This is a genomic window from Staphylococcus sp. AtHG25 (genome assembly GCF_003217445.1).
Taxonomy (GTDB): domain Bacteria; phylum Bacillota; class Bacilli; order Staphylococcales; family Staphylococcaceae; genus Staphylococcus; species Staphylococcus haemolyticus.
In genome coordinates this window covers 62736-81547 of sequence record NZ_QJSN01000012.1, presented here as the reverse complement: position 1 = coordinate 81547, position 18812 = coordinate 62736, and the positions used below count along the sequence as shown (strand labels likewise).

General features: G+C 31.5%; 18 protein-coding genes, 6 tRNA genes and 2 rRNA genes. 22 read left to right on the top strand and 4 right to left on the bottom strand.

Features of this window, described 5'->3' with window-relative positions; genetic code table 11:
* From BDW31_RS09565 to BDW31_RS09500, 14 genes are all read left to right on the top strand, one after another.
* Window positions 1-110, top strand: a 23S ribosomal RNA gene (locus BDW31_RS09565); the annotation flags it as partial.
* Between the two features lie 71 nt (window positions 111-181).
* Window positions 182-296: ribosomal RNA gene (gene rrf / locus BDW31_RS09560) — 5S ribosomal RNA — on the top strand.
* A gap of 12 nt (window positions 297-308) precedes the next feature.
* Window positions 309-383, top strand: a tRNA-Asn gene (locus BDW31_RS09555).
* 1 nt (window position 384) lies between these two features.
* A tRNA-Glu gene (locus BDW31_RS09550) sits at window positions 385-459 on the top strand.
* A gap of 5 nt (window positions 460-464) precedes the next feature.
* A tRNA-Val gene (locus BDW31_RS09545) sits at window positions 465-540 on the top strand.
* A gap of 10 nt (window positions 541-550) precedes the next feature.
* A tRNA-Tyr gene (locus BDW31_RS09540) sits at window positions 551-634 on the top strand.
* Between the two features lie 6 nt (window positions 635-640).
* Window positions 641-715, top strand: a tRNA-Gln gene (locus tag BDW31_RS09535).
* A gap of 3 nt (window positions 716-718) precedes the next feature.
* A tRNA-Lys gene (locus BDW31_RS09530) sits at window positions 719-791 on the top strand.
* 222 nt (window positions 792-1013) lie between these two features.
* Window positions 1014-1820, top strand: a complete 807-nt coding sequence (gene cdaA / locus BDW31_RS09525) for a diadenylate cyclase CdaA (RefSeq protein ID WP_011275189.1) — start codon at window positions 1014-1016, stop codon at window positions 1818-1820.
* Between the two features lies 1 nt (window position 1821).
* Window positions 1822-2754: a CdaR family protein gene (locus BDW31_RS09520; protein ID WP_053025315.1), complete on the top strand. Its 933-nt coding sequence runs from the start codon at window positions 1822-1824 to the stop codon at window positions 2752-2754.
* Window positions 2755-2777: 23 nt separating this feature from the next.
* Entirely contained in the window at window positions 2778-4130 is a 1353-nt protein-coding gene (gene glmM / locus BDW31_RS09515) for a phosphoglucosamine mutase (protein WP_053025314.1), read from the top strand.
* 666 nt (window positions 4131-4796) lie between these two features.
* Entirely contained in the window at window positions 4797-6602 is a 1806-nt protein-coding gene (gene glmS / locus BDW31_RS09510; RefSeq protein ID WP_110709604.1) for a glutamine--fructose-6-phosphate transaminase (isomerizing), read from the top strand.
* Window positions 6603-6858: 256 nt separating this feature from the next.
* Entirely contained in the window at window positions 6859-7641 is a 783-nt protein-coding gene (locus BDW31_RS09505; protein ID WP_053025313.1) for an ABC transporter ATP-binding protein, read from the top strand.
* 71 nt (window positions 7642-7712) lie between these two features.
* On the top strand, window positions 7713-8567 hold the full coding sequence (locus BDW31_RS09500; protein WP_226955430.1) for an HAD family hydrolase: 855 nt from the start codon (window positions 7713-7715) through the stop codon (window positions 8565-8567).
* Between the two features lie 56 nt (window positions 8568-8623).
* Here the strand turns inward: BDW31_RS09500 and BDW31_RS09495 are convergent, their stop codons facing one another.
* Window positions 8624-9742 carry a hypothetical protein gene (locus tag BDW31_RS09495; protein ID WP_053025312.1) on the bottom strand — a complete coding sequence of 373 codons (1119 nt, stop codon included), beginning with the start codon at window positions 9740-9742 and terminating at the stop codon, window positions 8624-8626.
* Between the two features lie 131 nt (window positions 9743-9873).
* Between BDW31_RS09495 and BDW31_RS09490 the strand changes: the two genes are divergently transcribed.
* Window positions 9874-10605: a metallophosphoesterase family protein gene (locus BDW31_RS09490; protein WP_053025311.1), complete on the top strand. Its 732-nt coding sequence runs from the start codon at window positions 9874-9876 to the stop codon at window positions 10603-10605.
* A gap of 77 nt (window positions 10606-10682) precedes the next feature.
* Here BDW31_RS09490 and czrB read toward each other — a convergent pair whose 3' ends face one another.
* Window positions 10683-11633 carry a CDF family zinc efflux transporter CzrB gene (czrB, locus tag BDW31_RS09485; protein WP_053025310.1) on the bottom strand — a complete coding sequence of 317 codons (951 nt, stop codon included), beginning with the start codon at window positions 11631-11633 and terminating at the stop codon, window positions 10683-10685.
* Window positions 11626-11955 carry an ArsR/SmtB family transcription factor gene (locus tag BDW31_RS09480; RefSeq protein WP_037551884.1) on the bottom strand — a complete coding sequence of 110 codons (330 nt, stop codon included), beginning with the start codon at window positions 11953-11955 and terminating at the stop codon, window positions 11626-11628. Before BDW31_RS09480 ends, czrB begins: the two co-directional genes overlap by 8 nt.
* A gap of 141 nt (window positions 11956-12096) precedes the next feature.
* Between BDW31_RS09480 and BDW31_RS09475 the strand changes: the two genes are divergently transcribed.
* From BDW31_RS09475 to BDW31_RS09450, 6 genes are all read left to right on the top strand, one after another.
* Window positions 12097-12753 (top strand): SDR family oxidoreductase, encoded by a 657-nt coding sequence (locus tag BDW31_RS09475; protein ID WP_053025309.1) that lies wholly within the window; start codon window positions 12097-12099, stop codon window positions 12751-12753.
* A 333-nt stretch (window positions 12754-13086) separates the two neighbouring features.
* Window positions 13087-14019 (top strand): type I phosphomannose isomerase catalytic subunit, encoded by a 933-nt coding sequence (locus BDW31_RS09470; RefSeq protein ID WP_037551888.1) that lies wholly within the window; start codon window positions 13087-13089, stop codon window positions 14017-14019.
* Window positions 14020-14072: 53 nt separating this feature from the next.
* Window positions 14073-14303, top strand: coding sequence for a hypothetical protein (locus BDW31_RS09465; protein ID WP_011275203.1), 231 nt, complete (start codon window positions 14073-14075; stop codon window positions 14301-14303).
* A gap of 226 nt (window positions 14304-14529) precedes the next feature.
* On the top strand, window positions 14530-15903 hold the full coding sequence (locus BDW31_RS09460; RefSeq protein ID WP_053025308.1) for an EVE domain-containing protein: 1374 nt from the start codon (window positions 14530-14532) through the stop codon (window positions 15901-15903).
* Between the two features lie 190 nt (window positions 15904-16093).
* On the top strand, window positions 16094-16489 hold the full coding sequence (locus tag BDW31_RS09455) for a thiol-disulfide oxidoreductase DCC family protein (protein WP_037551892.1): 396 nt from the start codon (window positions 16094-16096) through the stop codon (window positions 16487-16489).
* A gap of 241 nt (window positions 16490-16730) precedes the next feature.
* Window positions 16731-17174: a Dps family protein gene (locus tag BDW31_RS09450; protein WP_110709602.1), complete on the top strand. Its 444-nt coding sequence runs from the start codon at window positions 16731-16733 to the stop codon at window positions 17172-17174.
* A gap of 73 nt (window positions 17175-17247) precedes the next feature.
* Here BDW31_RS09450 and deoD read toward each other — a convergent pair whose 3' ends face one another.
* The gene (deoD, locus tag BDW31_RS09445) at window positions 17248-17958 is read right to left on the bottom strand and encodes a purine-nucleoside phosphorylase (RefSeq protein ID WP_037551894.1); all 711 of its coding nucleotides are present in this window, start codon (window positions 17956-17958) and stop codon (window positions 17248-17250) included.
* 166 nt (window positions 17959-18124) lie between these two features.
* Here deoD and deoC point away from each other — a divergent pair, with 166 nt between their 5' ends.
* On the top strand, window positions 18125-18787 hold the full coding sequence (gene deoC / locus BDW31_RS09440; RefSeq protein ID WP_053025306.1) for a deoxyribose-phosphate aldolase: 663 nt from the start codon (window positions 18125-18127) through the stop codon (window positions 18785-18787).
* The last annotated feature ends 25 nt before the right edge of the window (window positions 18788-18812 follow it).

Below are 18812 nucleotides of genomic sequence, written 5' to 3'. Positions count from 1 at the left end.
CCCAACTTCGGTTATAAGATCCCTCAAAGATGATGAGGTTAATAGGTTCGAGGTGGAAGCGTGGTGACACGTGGAGCTGACGAATACTAATCGATCGAAGACTTAATCAATTTATTTCAACGTTTTGCGAAGCAAAATCATTTACTTACTATCTAGTTTTGAATGTATAATCATTCTCTTGTCTGATGACAATGGCAAGGAGGTCACACCTGTTCCCATGCCGAACACAGAAGTTAAGCTCCTTAGCGCCGATGGTAGTTGGATTTACGTTCCGCTAGAGTAGGACGTTGCCAGGCAAATTAAATTATTCCGCAGTAGCTCAGTGGTAGAGCTATCGGCTGTTAACCGATCGGTCGTAGGTTCGAATCCTACCTGCGGAGCCATGGCTCCTTGGTCAAGCGGTTAAGACACCGCCCTTTCACGGCGGTAACACGGGTTCGAGTCCCGTAGGAGTCACCATTATTGGAGAATTAGCTCAGCTGGGAGAGCATCTGCCTTACAAGCAGAGGGTCGGCGGTTCGAACCCGTCATTCTCCACCATTTATATATCGGAGGGGTAGCGAAGTGGCTAAACGCGGCGGACTGTAAATCCGCTCCTTCGGGTTCGGCAGTTCGAATCTGCCCCCCTCCACCATTCTAATGGGCTATAGCCAAGCGGTAAGGCAACGGACTTTGACTCCGTCACGCGCTGGTTCGAATCCAGCTAGCCCAGCCATTAGAGCCATTAGCTCAGTTGGTAGAGCATCTGACTTTTAATCAGAGGGTCAGAGGTTCGAATCCTCTATGGCTCACTTATTAGCACTCCTAATCAGGAGTGCTTTTTTTATAAAATTAAATAGAAGTATTATAAAGTTTATCTATTTGAAGATTGATTATATTGGTAATAAATCATTAATCAATTGCTGATTAATTGAATAATCTACTTTTTTTAATACAATTTATTTGTTCATATGACAGTTGTAATTATCATTGGTATAATTATGACTATGGAAAATATATTCGGAGGAGATGCTATGGATTTTTCCAACTTTTTTGATAATCTTAGTACATTAAAAATTGTGACGAGTGTGCTGGATTTACTTATAGTATGGTATGTCCTTTATCTTCTCATAACTGTATTTAAAGGAACCAAAGCAATTCAATTACTTAAAGGTATTCTTTTTATTGTAATTGGTCAACAAGTGAGTAAAATTCTAAATTTAACTGCTACATCTAAACTTTTTGATATTGTAATTCAATGGGGTGTTCTTGCGCTTATTGTTATTTTCCAACCCGAAATAAGAAGAGCATTGGAGCAGTTAGGTCGTGGAAGCTTATTTAAGCGTTATACTAATACATACAGTCATGATGAAGAAAAGTTAATTGAAGCAGTATCGAAAGCTGTTCAATATATGGCTAAAAGACGTATTGGTGCTTTGATTGTTTTTGAAAAAGAAACGGGATTACAAGATTATATTGAAACGGGTATAGCGATGAATTCTGAAATATCTCAAGAATTATTAATTAATGTATTTATACCAAATACCCCGCTACATGATGGTGCAATGATTGTTCAAAATTCTAAGATTGCTAGTGCAGCTAGTTATTTGCCTTTATCAGATAGTGCTAAAATTTCTAAAAGTCTAGGAACGAGACATAGAGCTGCAGTGGGTATCTCTGAAGTTTCAGACGCATTTACAATTGTTGTTTCAGAGGAAACAGGTTCAATATCTGTAACTTTTGATGGTAAATTACGTAGAGATATCTCAACTGAGGTATTTGAAGAATTATTAGCCGAACATTGGTTTGGCACACGCTTTCAAAAGAAAGGTGTGAAATAAGATGCTAGAGAGTAAATGGGGTCTCAGATTTATTGCTTTACTATTGGCAATCTTTTTCTATTTATCAGTTAATAATGTATTTGGAAATATTTTTAGTAATGATAATTTATCACAAAATTCATCTAAAACAATTGAAGATGTACCTGTTGAGATAATTTATAATTCCAAAGTATTACATGTAACTAAAGCACCTGAGACTGTTAATGTAACTGTTTCAGGTCCACAATCTAAATTATTAAAAATCGAAAACGCCGATGATATTAAAGTTGCAGTGGATTTATCCAACGCTAAAGCCGGAAAATACAAAGAAGACTATATCGTTAAAGGCTTAAGTAATGATATTAATTACAATGTTAAACCTAAGCAAGCTTATGTTACTTTGGAAAATAAAGAAACTAAAACGATGCATGTTCAAGCAGATATAGGGAAAGATGATATAGACCCAAACTATAAAGTGAAAGACAGTTCTGTTGAGCCTAATTCTGTCAAAGTAACTGGAGGACGAGAACAACTTAAGAAAATCGCATATTTAAAAGCTACTTATAAAGAAGCTAACAAATTAAGGCAAGATACTTCTAGTGTAGCAGATGTTACTGCTTTTGATAAATCATTAAATAAATTAGATGTTAATATACAGCCTAATGAAGTCAAATTAAATGTTAAACTCCAAGAATATAGCAAAAAGGTTAAAGTTAAAATTAATAAAAAAGGCAGTTTACCTGATGGTGCTAGCTTGGATGATATAACAGTTGATGAGAATGAGATAGAGATTTATGGTAATAGAGATGATTTACAAGATATTAATGAGATAGAGGCAAATGTTGATCTTAAGAATATAACTGAATCTAAAGATCAGAATGTTCAATTAAATTTACCAGATAAAGTAAAGAAATCTGATCCAGATGAAATAACAGCACATATTAGCTTAAAATAACAAATTAAAAAGGAGTATTAATGATGGGAAAATATTTTGGTACTGATGGAGTAAGAGGAATAGCCAATAAAGAGTTAACACCTGAATTAGCATTTAAGTTGGGTCGTTATGGTGGTTATGTACTAGCACATAATGAAGGTGCTGACAGACCAAAAGTTTTAGTTGGTAGAGATACACGTGTGTCAGGTGAAATGCTTGAATCTGCTTTGATTGCAGGATTAGCTTCAATTGGGGCTGAAGTTATGAGATTAGGTGTTATATCTACACCTGGAGTAGCTTATCTTACTAGAGAAATGGGAGCTGAATTAGGTGTAATGATTTCAGCTTCGCACAATCCAGTGGCTGATAATGGAATTAAGTTCTTCGGTGCAGATGGTTTTAAATTATCTGATGCTCAAGAGGAAGAGATTGAAACATTATTGGATCAAGAAAATCCTGATTTACCAAGACCAGTTGGAACAGATATTGTACATTTTTCTGATTACTTCGAAGGTGCTCAGAAATATTTAAGCTACTTAAAATCAACTATTGATGTTAATTTAGAAGGATTAAAAATCACACTTGATGGTGCAAATGGTTCTACATCAGCACTAGCACCTTTCTTATTTGGAGATTTAGAAGCTGATACTGAAACAATTGGCTGTAGCCCAGATGGTTATAATATTAATGATAATTGTGGATCAACTCATCCTGAATTATTAGCTGAAAAGGTTCTTGAAACTGAAAGCGACTTTGGTTTAGCATTTGATGGCGATGGTGATCGATTAATTGCTGTTGATGAAAAAGGTAATATTATTGATGGTGACCAAATCATGTTTGTCATTGGTCAAGAAATGCATAAAAACCAAGAATTAAACAACGATATGATTGTTTCTACTGTTATGAGTAATTTAGGTTTCTATAAAGCTTTAGAAAACGAAGGTATCAAATCTAATAAAACAAAAGTTGGAGATAGATACGTAGTAGAAGAAATGAGAAAAGGTAACTACAACCTTGGTGGTGAGCAATCAGGACATATTGTTATGATGGATTACAATACTACAGGAGATGGTTTATTAACTGGTGTTCAATTAGCTGCTGTTATTAAAATGAGTGGTAAACCTTTAAGTGAGTTAGCTGCTCAAATGAAAAAATATCCGCAATCTCTAATCAATGTTAAAGTTACAGATAAGCATCATGTAGAAGAAAATGTAGATGTTAAAAAAGTGATGGATGAAGTAGAGACTGAAATGAATGGTGAAGGTAGAATTTTAGTTAGACCATCAGGTACAGAACCGTTAATTCGTGTAATGGTCGAGGCTTCAACTGACGAAGATGCGCAACGTTTTGCACAACGAATTGCTGATGAAGTTCAATCTAAAATGGGCTTAGAGTAACCAATTTAATAAAACAATTTTCGTTTTCCTTCAAAGTTTACATTTAATGTGTGGCTTTGGAGGTTTTTTAAATGTTTAATTAACGTTTTTCTGAAGCGTTTTCATTTAATTGGTTGCGATATTGTTTAGTAATAATTTAATAATTAGAAACAATTATTATGTAATTTAGAAGATTACAAAAGATATTTATTTTAAATTTTTACTAAAAAGGTCGGAAATTGTTTGCATTCATTTATTTGAAAAGTGTAAAATAAATAATATTGGAAGGAGGATAGTTCAAAATTAATTATAAAGCGCCAGGGCAAAATATAAGTGTACCTATAATCAAAAGTTAAATATGAGAGCTTTTGTAGGGCAATTTATTACTTTGCAGACGAGGAGAATAGTCATCGAAAATATCGGCGGATGCTATTCCGGATGAGGCTCATTCGTTAGCTTATTATTTAAAACATTTAGGTAACTAAATGCACAAAAATAATAAGAATGCCTAAAATTTATAAAATCTTAGAAATATAATATGGCTTTAATGGGTAAATACAATAAATATAAAACATTAATAATAAATAGAATTATTAATAAAATTACTAATGTTTAAAAACACTTTACCTTTTTAAATTTTATATAACAGATAAAATTTTCAAGCTATATTTAACGGAGGAAAAATTTATGTGCGGAATTGTAGGATATATTGGATATGATAATGCAAAAGAATTGTTATTATCAGGATTAGAAAAATTAGAATATAGAGGGTATGACTCAGCTGGTATTGCAGTTGCAAACGATAATGGTACAACTGTTTTTAAAGAAAAAGGTCGTATTGCAGAATTAAGAAAAGTTGCTGACAACAATGACACTGATGGTCACGTTGGTATCGGTCACACACGTTGGGCTACACACGGTGTACCAAGTACAGTGAATTCACATCCTCACCAATCTAATAATGAACGTTTTACATTAGTTCATAATGGTGTAATTGAAAATTATGAAGAATTAAAAAGTGAATATTTATCAGATGTAACATTCCAATCTGAGACAGATACAGAAGTTATTGTTCAATTAGTTGAACACTTCTCGAATAAAGGTTTAGAAACTGAAGAAGCTTTCTCTAAAGTAGTTTCTTTATTACACGGTTCATATGCATTAGGCTTACTTGATAATCAAGATAGCGATACAATCTATGTAGCTAAAAACAAATCACCTTTATTAGTTGGTGTTGGAGAAGGGTTCAATGTCATTGCATCAGACGCATTAGCTATGATTAAAGTAACGAATGAATACAAAGAAATTCATGACCATGAAATTGTTATTGTTAAAAAAGACAGTGTAACTATTAAAGACCTTGATGGCAATGTACAAGATCGAGACACTTATACTGCTCAAATCGATGCTTCAGATGCTGAAAAAGGTATCTATGATCACTACATGCTTAAAGAAATTAATGAACAACCAGCAGTTATGCGTCGTATTATTCAAGAGTATGAAGATGAAAATGGCGACCTAAAAATTGACCCTGAAATTGTTAAAGATGTTGCAGCTGCAGATCGTATATATATCATCGCAGCAGGAACAAGTTATCATGCAGGTCTAGTTGGTAAAGAATACTTAGAAAAATGGGCTGGTGTACCTACTGAAGTACATGTAGCTTCTGAATTTGTTTATAACATGCCACTATTATCTGAAAAACCATTATTCATTTATATTTCTCAATCAGGTGAAACTGCTGATAGCCGTGCAGTGTTAGTTGAAACTAACAAATTAGGTTACAAATCATTAACAGTTACAAATGTGGCTGGTTCAACATTATCACGTGAAGCAGATCATACATTGTTATTACATGCTGGTCCTGAAATTGCAGTTGCTTCAACAAAAGCATATACAGCTCAAATTGCTGTTTTATCAATCTTATCTCAAGTTGTAGCTAAAGCACATTGTCGAGATAATGATATTGATTTATTGAGAGAATTAGCTAAAGTAACAACTGCAATTGAAACAATTGTAGATGATACTCCAGTAATGGAACAAATTGCTAAGGATTTCTTAGAAACAACGCGTAATGCATTCTTCATCGGACGTACAATGGACTATAATGTAAGTCTTGAAGGCTCATTAAAACTAAAAGAAATTTCATATATTCAAGCTGAAGGATTCGCTGGTGGAGAACTTAAACATGGTACAATTGCATTAATTGAAGACGGCACACCTGTAATCGCATTATCTACACAAGAAAAGGTTAACTTATCAATTCGTGGTAATGTCAAAGAGGTAGTAGCACGTGGTGCAAAACCATGTATTATCTCTATGGAAGGTTTAGAAAAAGAGGGAGATACTTATGTAATTCCACATGTACATGAGTTATTAACTCCGCTTGTATCTGTAGTTACATTACAATTAATTGCTTACTATGCAGCACTACACAGAGGATTAGACGTAGATAAACCTCGTAACTTAGCTAAATCAGTTACAGTTGAATAATTCGTATAAATTTTGAGCCGGGGTAAAATTTAATAAGGTTAGACAACATTGAAATTGAAGTGGCTAACTTAAATGTGAAAGCGTTAATCGCATGCTCTTCTCTAATATAGTTATCCTAGTGGGAGCAAGATGTTAAATTCATTAAGAATTTGATCTTGCTCTTTTTTTATTTGAAATACTAACTTATAAAATATAGTCTGTTATTTTGAAAAAATGTCTGAATTATCTTACAATTATCGTATTGTGAGGTGATACTATGCTAATTTCAATGAATAATGTACATCGATATAGAAGAGGTAAGCATATATTAAACGGTATTGATTGGAATATTAAAAAAGGGGATAAATGGATATTATATGGTTTAAATGGTGCTGGAAAAACAACTTTATTAAATATTCTAAACGCTTATGATTCAATTACAAGTGGCAACATAGTCCTTTTTGGTATGACACCTGGAATGGTTGGATATTCAGCAGATAATGTGAGACAACATATCGGTTTCATTTCAAACAAGCTCACTAATCAATTTCAAGATGGAGAGCATGTGATAGATGTGGTATTAAGTGGCTATTTTAAATCTATTGGCCTATACAAAACATTCAATCATCAACAATTGTTAGAAGCGCAGAAGCTATTAAAATTAGTCGGTATGGCAGAATTTGAGAATGAATACCTCGGTTATTTATCAACTGGACAACAACAAAGGGTTATGATTGCACGTGCGCTTATAAGTAATCCAGAATTATTAATTTTAGATGAGCCAGCTTCGGGCTTAGATTATTTAGCGCGTGAAACACTATTGGAAGTATTAGAAACTTTATCACATGAGCGACCTGAAATTACTATCATTTATGTGACACACTTCATTGAAGAAATCATACCAATATTTGATAAAATTTTTATTTTAAGTAAAGGCATGAATTTTGCACAAGGAAAGATTGATGATGTTTTAACTAATAAGACGATGTCATCTCTTTTCAATAAAAATGTAGAAGTTGTGAATTATAAAAATCGATTTTCTTTACACATGATAGGGTAATCTCGTTGCACATTTCATCAAATAATGCCACAATTTTAAAAAAGACACGTAAAGGAGAAGGCTACATGACATTGAATAATATCAAAGCGATTTTTCTAGATATGGATGGAACAATTTTACATGAGAATAATAAAGCTTCAATTAAAACAAAATCAATTATTGATGAATTACGAGAAAAGGGATATAAGGTATTTTTAGCAACTGGTCGATCATATACAGAGATTGATCAACTTGTACCTCCTCAATTTGAAGTTGATGGAATCATCAGTTCTAATGGTACGAGTGGAGAAGTAAACGGTGATAATCTTTTCATGCATAGTTTATCGAGTGAAAGTGTTAAACGAATCGTATCTTTAGCACAACAGCAAGAAATATATTATGAAGTTTTCCCATTTAATGGATCAAGAATTGCGCTAAATGAAGATAAAGCATGGATGCAAGAGATGATTAAAGGTGATACGCCTCCAAATCATGTAAGCGAAAGTGAATGGAAATCAAGATTAGATGCAATGTCTGGTAAGATTGATTGGAAAGAGGACATACCTGAAGATGACTATGCTAAAATTTATTTATTTACGCCAAACTTAGAAAAAATAACAACTTTTAGAGATGAACTTATTCAAAATCAAGTGCTTTTAAACATTAGTGTTTCTAATTCATCAAGATTTAACGCTGAAACTATGGCATATCATACCGATAAAGGAACGGGTATTAAAGAAATGATAGAACACTTTAATGTTAAACAAGAAGACACGCTTGTAATAGGGGATAGTGATAATGATAGAGCTATGTTTGCATTTGGTGGTTATAGCGTCGCAATGAAAAATGCACGACAAGAAATACAGGAAATTACTAATGAAGTGACACAATTCACTAATGAAGAAGATGGCGCTGCATTATTCTTAGAAAGCAAATTCCTAAAATAAAATTGTGGAACATAAAAGGTGGAACCCCTATTTAATTGGGTTCCACCTTATTTGTATTATTTATCTTTATTGAAATTATGACTTGCTTCATCTTTGGCATTCTCAGATTTTTGTTTAACATTGTTTGTAACATTATTTGAATGTTCTTCAACATTGTTTTTAGAAGATTGATGAGTATTGTCAATTTTTTGTTGATTACTCAATGTGTCATTTTTATTAGTTACGCTTTTATTTTTATTTTTGTGCTTTTTCTTCTTCTCGTTAGTAGTTTTATTTAATTTTTCACCACGTTTTAAGAAGTACTGAACTGCACCCATTATAAGAACAAAATAAAGGATTAAACGTAATATAACAATAATTACTTGTGCTACATACAGAATGACTGTAGCAACTTTTTGAGACATGTTTCCAGTTGTTACAGAAAGAATTGTACCAAGTGGTTGAGTAATGATAATAATAATTAAATTTAATAAAAGAACAGCTATAAAGAATTTAAACCAAGTTTTATGGCCATTTCTAATACCTTTAAAGCCAACTTTAAAGTGAGACATTGCACTATAGTTAGATTCTCTTACTAATGAAACAGTATAATTAATCATTAAAATGAAAAAGAACCATGATACGATTGATGTGATTAATCCAATAATAATTAAAATAATAATTTGAATTGTTAGTAAAATGGCAATTGCATTATCAGATGAACTTACAGCTGACTGTAATGATGTAAATAAAGGTGTTAATGCTAAATTAAATAAATAATTTAATGCCATTATAATTAAGTACATCACTATAAATAAGCCAATTGAGATTAATGATAAAATTAAACTCTTACCATATTTACCTTTTTTGAATGCAACAAATAAGTCATTGAAATGAACATTTTCACTTGAAATTGCTTTTGCAATAACATTAATTGCACCTGCTAGTAATTGATAACCTGCAAATATAAAGAATAATAATCCCAATAATAAAGCCAGGATCATAATAATTAAATATGGACCCGATGATTGTTGTAATTGCGCTGCTAGCTGCATTTGCATGAAATATTGCATAAAGAAAGTTCTAGCAACAGCAAAAACCGCAAATACTACAATGAAACTAACGATACTAAACAAAATCGTCTTAAGAATTTGCGGTTTAGCATTTTTTAATGCCCAACTATGATATTTGAACAAATATAAGCACTCCTTTACTTTAATATAAATACAATATCAAAATTTATACTTTTTTTAAAATAATATCTAACATATTTGAAGATTAAGTGTTAAAATATGCTAATGATTAAATTTTGAAAGGAGATATCATCATGAAATTCGCGATTATTACAGATGTGCATGGTAATTTCGATGCATTACAAACTGTCTTAGATGATATTGATAATAGAGTAGACATCGATAAAATTTACAATCTCGGGGACAATATCGGAATTGGTCATGAAACAAATAAAGTACTCGATACAATATTTGATCGTGATGATATGGAAATTATAGCTGGTAATCATGATGAAGCGGTTATGTCATTAGTAAATAACACGCCTTATCCTGAAGATTTGAAGGATAAATTTTATGAGCATCATCAATGGATAGAGAGCCATATGGATGAAGATTACTATGACCAACTTAATTTGTTACCTAGATATATCGAAAAAACTATTTGTGGAAAAAAATTACTATTCATTCATTATGAAATTGAGAATCAAAAATTAGAGACTGGCATAGAAGGACAGCCGTATAGTCCAATTACTGAAAATAGTAAAGAAAATATTATTGAATTATTTAAAGATAAAGATGCTGATTTAATTGCATTTGGCCATAACCATCAAATGCATTTATATGATGATAATAAAACAATTTATTTTAATCCTGGCGCAATAGGTTTAAACAATGGTGCCAATGCCGTCTACGGTATTGTAACTATTAATGATAATGAGTTTTCAATCGAAAGAATTAAGCTACCTTATGATAATGAAGAATATTTACAAGGGTTTGATGAAAAACAAGTGCCTGCGAAGCAACTCATTTTTGAACATTTTCTATAAGTTTTAAAAATCAGGGGTTAGACAGAATTTAACTCGAATTCAACGTCTAACCCCTGATTAATTTTTAATAAGTTATACTAATGTGAGTGTTGATGCATAACTCCAGAACATAAAATTGATTCGTCATGTTGATGTTTTGGTGTTTCTAATTGAATCGTCATATGTTGTATATTAAGATGTGCTAATTCATGTTCTATTTGTTTAAGTAATTGTTCACAATCCTCTATCGTAAGTGATTTATCTACTACTGCATGACAACTTAAAGCATTCATATCATTAGAAATAGTCCAAACATGATAATCATGAACATTTTGTATTTCCTCATGACCCATTATTGTATAGATGACTTGTTCTAAATCTATGTCAGAGGGCGTTCCTTCCATTAAAATATTAATAGATGATTTCGTAATTCCGTATGCACTCTTTAAAATTAGCAGTGAAACCACTATACTCGCAATAGGGTCTGCAATTGTAAAATTAAATGTCCATATGAGTATTGAGGCAATAATTGCACCAACAGACCCTAATAAATCTCCTAGTACGTGAATAAACGCACCACGCATATTTAAATTGTGATTGGTATCTCCGCCTTTAAACATTATAAGTGCTACTACGATATTAACTATTAAGCCTACTAAACTAATAATAAACATTTCTGTTGATTGAACTTCAGGTGGTGCAAAAAATCTTTTAATTGCTTCAACGATAATAACTACACTAATAACAAATAAAGTGACGCCATTAAACAATGCAGCTAAAACTTCAAAACGTTTATAACCAAATGTTTTACTAGATGTGGCATTCTTTTCAGCATAAATAAATGCAATAAGGGCAACACCTAGAGAAACTGTGTCGCTAAACATATGTAGTCCGTCAGATAATAATGCTAAACTATTAGCAATAAAGCCACCTACAATTTCTATCACCATGAAAAGCCCAATAATAATAAAGGAAATGGCTAAAATTTTTTTATTATTAGTATGTACATGTGAATGGTTGTGTGAATGTGTATGAGAATGACTAGTCATTTGAAACTTCACCTCTTAGATGTTTCGTATGATGAATGGCTTGTTTCAATAGGGTTGAAACATGTTGATCATCAATCGAATAGATTTTTGATTGACCTTGTCTTAAGGACTTAACAAGTCTAGCTTGTTTAAGGATTTTAAGTTGATGAGAAACATTAGACTGGCTCAAGTTTAGCGTATGTGTAATATGACCAACGCTAGATTCCTCTTGCTCTAACAATAATAGAATTCTTAATCTATTTTTATCACTTAGGGCTTTAAAAATTTCAGTAGTCTGTATTAAGGTAGCATCTTCGTTCCAACTGCTTAAAGATACATTCAAATAAATCACCTCTTATATATGAATATATGTTCATATATTAATTTAATATACATGATTGACTATGTCAAAAATGACTTACGTTTTAATTTTTATTTAAGTGGTAAATTGATGGAAGTAGAAATACTAAGGAGGAAGATTTGAATGAGTTTATTAGTTATAGGTGCTAACGGTGGAGTAGGTTCTAAATTAGTAAAGCAACTAAAAGAAGATCAGGTAGATTTTACAGCTGGTGTACGTAAAAACGAACAGATCGAAACATTAAAGCAAGATAATATTGAAGCAACTTTAGTTGATGTAGAAAAAGATAGTATTGAAGACTTAACTGAAACATTTAACGGTTATGATAAAGTTTTATTTACTGTGGGTTCTGGAGGCAGTACAGGTGCTGACAAAACTATTATTGTAGATTTAGATGGTGCGATTAAGACAATTGAAGCTAGTAAACAAGCCAATATTAAACATTATATTATGGTGTCAACGTATGATGCTCGTCGTGAAGCTTTTGATTCAAGCGGTGATTTAAAACCATATACAATTGCTAAGCACTATGCTGATGAACACTTAAAAAATTCTGGATTAAATTATACGATTGTTCATCCAGGTGCGTTAGAAGATAAAGAAGGAACTTCTAAAATAGAGACTGATTTATACTTTGATGGAAGAGGTTCTATACCTAGAGAAGATGTGGCATCTGTGTTAAAAGAAGTTGCTTTATCTGAGAATAAATTCATAAATAAAGAATTCCAAGTTATTACAGGTAATCAATCAATAAGCGAAGCATTGTCTTCATTTGAATAAATGAGTTGTTTAAAGATAATCATTGAATTAAAAAATGCTTTCATTAAACTTTAACTAATAGTAATTATTTCAGTTGTGGTGGGATAATGAATTCTAATTGAATTATGTCCCACTTCTTTATGTGTTTTATCATTTAAATAATTTCTATTAAAATAAAGATAAAGTTGATATAATAAGGATACGAATGGTAACACAAGTAATGTTGGATAATTATTTTGAATATAATTTCACTTTTACATAATTAATTTTTAAGTTTTATACATATAAATCAGATATTATCATTTACTTTAGAAATAGAGAATATAGCCTTAAATGGTTTTAGGGGGTGCAACTATGCCATTATTTTTAAAGCCTATTTTTTTCGAGAAAATTTGGGGCGGTAATAAATTAACTCAATTCAATTATGATATACCTAGTGAATCCACAGGAGAATGTTGGGGGATTTCTGCACACCCAAATGGAAAGAGTATGATCCTTAACGGGCCTTATGCTGGACAAACATTAGACCAAGTTTGGACGCAACATAGAGAATTGTTCGGTGATTTTCCAAGCAAAGATTTTCCGTTATTGTGCAAAATAGTTGATGCGAATGAGCCGCTATCGATTCATGTTCACCCAGATGATTCTTATGCTTATGAATTTGAAAATGGGCAATATGGCAAATCAGAATGTTGGTATATTATTGATGCAGAAGAAGATGCTGAAGTTTTAATTGGTACTACGGTTAACTCTAAAGAAGAACTGGAAGATCAGATTAGCCAAGATAATTTCTTGGAATCTTTAAAAAGAGTTAAAGTACAACCTGGGGAATTTTATTTTATTCCTGCTGGTACTATACATTCAATCGGTTCAGGTATAACTGTGTATGAAACAATGCAATCTTCAGATATTACATATAGATTATATGATTATAATAGACAACGTGAAAATAGTTCTTCATTAGATGTTGATAAAGCATTAGATGTTATTCAATATTCTCAAGAACTACCTAGTATCGTTCCCGAAAATGAAATTATTGAAAATCATAAATGCAGTCACATTGTGTCTAATGATTTCTTTACAATGGTTAAATGGGAAGTTAGTGGGACATTAAATTATATGAAACCTAGAGAATTTTGTCTTGTTTCAGTTTTAAATGGTGATGGACAAATTATTATTGATGGAGAAATCTTCAAGATTCAAAAAGGTTCCAATTTTGTTCTGACTTCAGAAGACTTAGATAGTGTCTTTGAAGGAGACTTTACGCTAATCATTAGTTATATTTGATTTTTATTGTTCGTGTTATAAATGATTCATTGTATTAAAGAGGAGTGTGAATATTGAAACAGTTTTTATATATCTCTTTAGTATGTGGTGTGATAGCAGGGGCAGGTGTCTTTTTCAATATGCCACAATATCCTTCACTTGTTATTCCTAGAGTTGTTGCAATATTAGGTATTATAAGTGCAATTATTACCATTAAAGACAAAGATTTAAGTGGATTACTAAAACTTGGTGGCATCATGATCAATTTAATGCCATTATTAGGTAGTTTACTAGCACCTCATTAAATTAATGCATAGGGGAATATTTAGAATTATTTATGATGGATTCTGAATGTTCCCCTTTATAGCAACTTATTAAAATGAGATAAAACACTAAAAAAATTAAACATAAATAACGACGATATGTTAAGATTTATAGCATAACTTAATAAACATAGCGTTTAATTAAAATACAATGAAATCAATTAAAATACATAATAACTTTTGAGAATTAATTTAAAGGAGACCCACAATGGAAGAAGAAGTAAATTACTTTTGGCTTAACTGTGGCTATACTAGATGGAATCACAATGAACCGTTAGTAGGTCAAACAACATTATTTGAATCTGGAGCTCAATTCAACCCTACTCAAGGTTTTAGAGCCTTCAAAAAGGCTAAGACAGGGGATCAAGTTATATTTTATCAAGTCCAAACAGATACTGGATTACTTGGTATTGGAGAAATTATTAGTGTTCAAACAGGTGCTCAAAATAAAATTAGAGTTGAATTTAAATTTAATGAACTATTAAAATCACTTACAACTGATTATTTAAAGCGAAGTGAAACGCTTGATTTTCGCATGAATAATATGCGTGAAACTTTAATCAATCAATTAACTAAAGAAGAGTATGATTTAATTGTTTCACTAGGTAAAGGTGAATTGAAACTTCCACGTTATTTCTTCCTTTCTGAAACTGAGTCATTTGAATCAGGAGAATATTATACTATTTATACTCATACGTATAACGGCATTAAACGTAATGGATATCATTTTTACAATCAGTTAGAAATAGGAGATAATCTTATCTTCTATAATAAATATGAAGATCAATCAGTGGTAGGTATTGGAGAAGTTTCTCGACATATTCATGAGAAACCACCTATTCCTGGTAGAACAAATAGTACTGCCATTGAAATATATTATGATAAGCATATTACTCCAGTGACATTAGGTGCATTAAATAAACATCCTAAGTTAAAAAATCTTTATTTTTTACAAGAAAATGCGAAACAAGCCATCGCAAGCATGAGTCAAACTCAATACGATGCTATTATTGAAATGAGTAATAATGATAGTGTGAAAACACCTTTTGAAACAATTAAAAAAACTGAAATTGATTCAGCAAATCATGATGAGTCAATAAAACCTTTTATATTGTTGATTGTTGAACAACGTGAAGAAGGATTGAAAGCGGCAAATAATTTATTACAAAAGACAAATGCAAATCCTGTAATAACTAGTGGACATCCGGATTTTACAGAGGACATGTTATATGGTAAATATTTACCAAATGAAACTGGTGCCCTATACTATCGCGAAGGTTTTATCACTCAATTAATGCCTAAAAATGATAAAAGTTATTTAGTCATCGATAATTTTAATAGAATTGATCCTGACATTTTCCAAACTTACATCAATGTGTTAGAAGGATATGAAGTAACATTACCTAGGTATAATAAAGAGGGGCAAATGGTAAAATGGTCAAGAGAAAAAGATTCATTCTATCATTTTAATCCGAACTGGCATATTATTGGTGTAACTTACGACCGTCTAGAAGATATAAAACGCAAATATTCAAATCAATTTCTTAAATATACAAGAATTGTAAAAGTAAATCATGAATAACTTAAGATAACTAAACCTGAGACGTTTTACTATGTCTCAGGTTTTTAATTTTATTATTATGGCTTTAAAATTTTATATCAAATTTAAATCATTCATAGTTAAAGGCATGCTATACTATGGACATTTTTAATGTTTAATGTAAGGCATAGAATGGAATATTTATAATAAGACTTAGAGGAAGGTGAAAGAAATGCCTATTATTTATTACGATGGTAATTGTGTTTATTGTTATAACTATTGCATTTGGTTAATACAGAATGGACTTCCTAAGAGTTATGAATTCGCAACTTTAAAAGGGGAAGCAGGGCAACACTTATTTGAACAACATCCAGAAGCATTAAATAAAAACAGCGTGATTTTACAACGTGGTCAACATTTAGAGTTTAAATCTAATGCGATTGCTAATCTTATCATGACTACAACGAATTACAAGTGGTTAGGATTGTTAATTAAAGTCATTCCACGTCAAATAAGAGATTTAGCGTATAATTTATTTGCAAATAATCGAAATAAGATGTGGAAGACGCATTGGCATAAACCAAATGAATATGAAAAATCCTTTTTCATAGATGATAAACGCATGTAATTGATAAAATATTGTCATAATTGATAATGAGAGGTTTGTTAGTAAATATATATATAATTTTAGTTGCTGATGTAAATCACTTTTCAAACACTGGTAAATAAGTTTTAATAGTTGATAGGAAAAGGTAGTTATAAAAATCAGTGCAAAAAATGTTAAGCATAACTATTTACAAATTATAATGATTATAATATAATAATTATTGTAATAAAGAGAAACCAATTCAGAAGTACAAGGAGAGAATATAATGAGTCAACAAGATGTAGTAAAAGAATTAAATCAGCAAGTTGCAAACTGGACTGTAGCGTATACTAAATTACACAATTTCCATTGGTATGTTAAAGGACCTAATTTCTTCTCATTACATGAGAAATTCGAAGAGTTATACAATGAAGCTAGCCAATATGTAGATGACTTAGCTGAACGTATTTTAGCAATTGGTGGAAATCCTGTTGGTACATTGAAAGAAAGTCTTGAAATTTCTATCGTTGATGAAGCTGGTAAAAATTACTCAGCTGAACAAATGGTTGAAGCCTTCTCTAATGATTTAACTCATATTTCAGAGCAATTAATTAAATCTATAGAAGTAGCTGGAGAAGCTGGCGATGATGTTTCAGAAGATATGTTCATCGGTATGAAAAATTCTGTTGATAAACACAATTGGATGTTCAAATCATATTTAGTTTAATTAATCATATAAAAAGGTGCTTGAGATTTCATTATCGTCTCAAGCACCTTTTATTATCTATTAGAATTTGATATTACTCGGCGATTTCCAATGCAATTTCCATCATTTGAGTAAATGAATTTTGTCTTTCTTCAGCTGTAGTTGCTTCGTCTTTTAGAATATGGTCACTAACTGTAAAAATACCTAACGCTTTTTTACTAGCATTAATTGCATTCAAGTATAAACCTGCTGATTCCATTTCTATACCCAATATTCCCATTTTTTGCCAATTATCATTGAATGTTTTATCAGCATTGTAGAATGTATCTGAAGATAAAACATTACCTACATGGCTTACTGCTCCTATTTCATCTGCTACATTTTTAGCTTTAGTGATGAGATCATAGTCAGCTATTGGAGCAAAGTGACCAGGTATATTAAATTGATCAACATAATTAGAATTTGTAGATGCTGCTTGAGCAATAATGACATCATATAAATTTACATTCTCTTGTAATGCGCCACATGAACCTACGCGAATAATAGTATCAACATCAAAGAAATTATATAACTCATAAGAATAAATACCGATACTTGGTATTCCCATCCCTGATCCCATTACAGAAACTTCTTTTCCTTTATATGTACCTGTGTAACCAAACATATTTCTAACTTCATTAAATTGTTCAACATTTTCTAAAAAGTTATCAGCAATATATTTTGCACGTAATGGATCGCCAGGCATTAAAACAGTCTTTGCGATTTTTGTTCCATTAGGTTGAATATGAGGTGTGCCATTTGTCATTAATATCTTCTCCTTATCATGATTGTTAAGATTAAGATAACATTTGTTTAACTTTTTTGCGAATTTTTGTACTATAGAAATGAGAGGACTATATTAATTTAAATAGTTAATATTCCAGTTAGATGGAATATCATTAAAATTTAACAACATATTGGAGGAAACTACTATGAATTATGCTAAATTTATTGATCACACATTATTGAAACCGGAATCTACACGTCAACAAATCGATCAAATTATTGATGAAGCCAAAGAGTATAACTTTAAATCTATTTGTGTAAATCCTACACATGTAAAATATGCAGCAGAACGATTAAATGATTCTGATGTATTGGTTTGTACCGTTATAGGTTTCCCACTTGGTGCTACTACAACTGCTACTAAAATCTTTGAAACTGAAGATGCCATTAAAAATGGCGCATCTGAAATTGATATGGTTATCAATATCGGCGCACTTAAAGATGGAAGATTTGAAGAAGTTCAAAAAGACATTGAGGGCGTAGTTGGAGCAGCAAATGGAAAAACAGTAAAAGTGATTATTGAAACTGTGCTTTTATCAGATGAAGAAAAAGTTAAAGCAAGTGAATTAGCGAAAGCAGCAGGTGCTGATTTCGTTAAAACATCAACTGGTTTTGCTGGGGGAGGCGCTGCACCTGAAGGTGTGAAATTAATGAAAGATACAGTGGGAGACGAATTAGAAGTTAAAGCATCAGGTGGCGTTCGCAGTTTGGAAGATTTCAATAAAATGATTGATGCAGGTGCTACGCGTATAGGTGCGAGTGCAGGTGTTCAAATTATTCAAGGCTTAGAGTCAGATTCTGATTATTAATAATGCAATTAACGTAACAGCACAT

Coding starts and splice junctions, on each gene's coding strand:
- cdaA (WP_011275189.1), top strand. CDS start 1,014: ATGGATTTTTCCAACTTTTTTGATAATCTTAGTACATTAAAAATTGTG.
- BDW31_RS09520 (WP_053025315.1), top strand. CDS start 1,822: ATGCTAGAGAGTAAATGGGGTCTCAGATTTATTGCTTTACTATTGGCA.
- glmM (WP_053025314.1), top strand. CDS start 2,778: ATGGGAAAATATTTTGGTACTGATGGAGTAAGAGGAATAGCCAATAAA.
- glmS (WP_110709604.1), top strand. CDS start 4,797: ATGTGCGGAATTGTAGGATATATTGGATATGATAATGCAAAAGAATTG.
- BDW31_RS09505 (WP_053025313.1), top strand. CDS start 6,859: ATGCTAATTTCAATGAATAATGTACATCGATATAGAAGAGGTAAGCAT.
- BDW31_RS09490 (WP_053025311.1), top strand. CDS start 9,874: ATGAAATTCGCGATTATTACAGATGTGCATGGTAATTTCGATGCATTA.
- czrB (WP_053025310.1), bottom strand. CDS start 11,633: ATGACTAGTCATTCTCATACACATTCACACAACCATTCACATGTACAT.
- BDW31_RS09475 (WP_053025309.1), top strand. CDS start 12,097: ATGAGTTTATTAGTTATAGGTGCTAACGGTGGAGTAGGTTCTAAATTA.
- BDW31_RS09470 (WP_037551888.1), top strand. CDS start 13,087: ATGCCATTATTTTTAAAGCCTATTTTTTTCGAGAAAATTTGGGGCGGT.
- BDW31_RS09460 (WP_053025308.1), top strand. CDS start 14,530: ATGGAAGAAGAAGTAAATTACTTTTGGCTTAACTGTGGCTATACTAGA.
- BDW31_RS09455 (WP_037551892.1), top strand. CDS start 16,094: ATGCCTATTATTTATTACGATGGTAATTGTGTTTATTGTTATAACTAT.
- deoD (WP_037551894.1), bottom strand. CDS start 17,958: ATGACAAATGGCACACCTCATATTCAACCTAATGGAACAAAAATCGCA.
- deoC (WP_053025306.1), top strand. CDS start 18,125: ATGAATTATGCTAAATTTATTGATCACACATTATTGAAACCGGAATCT.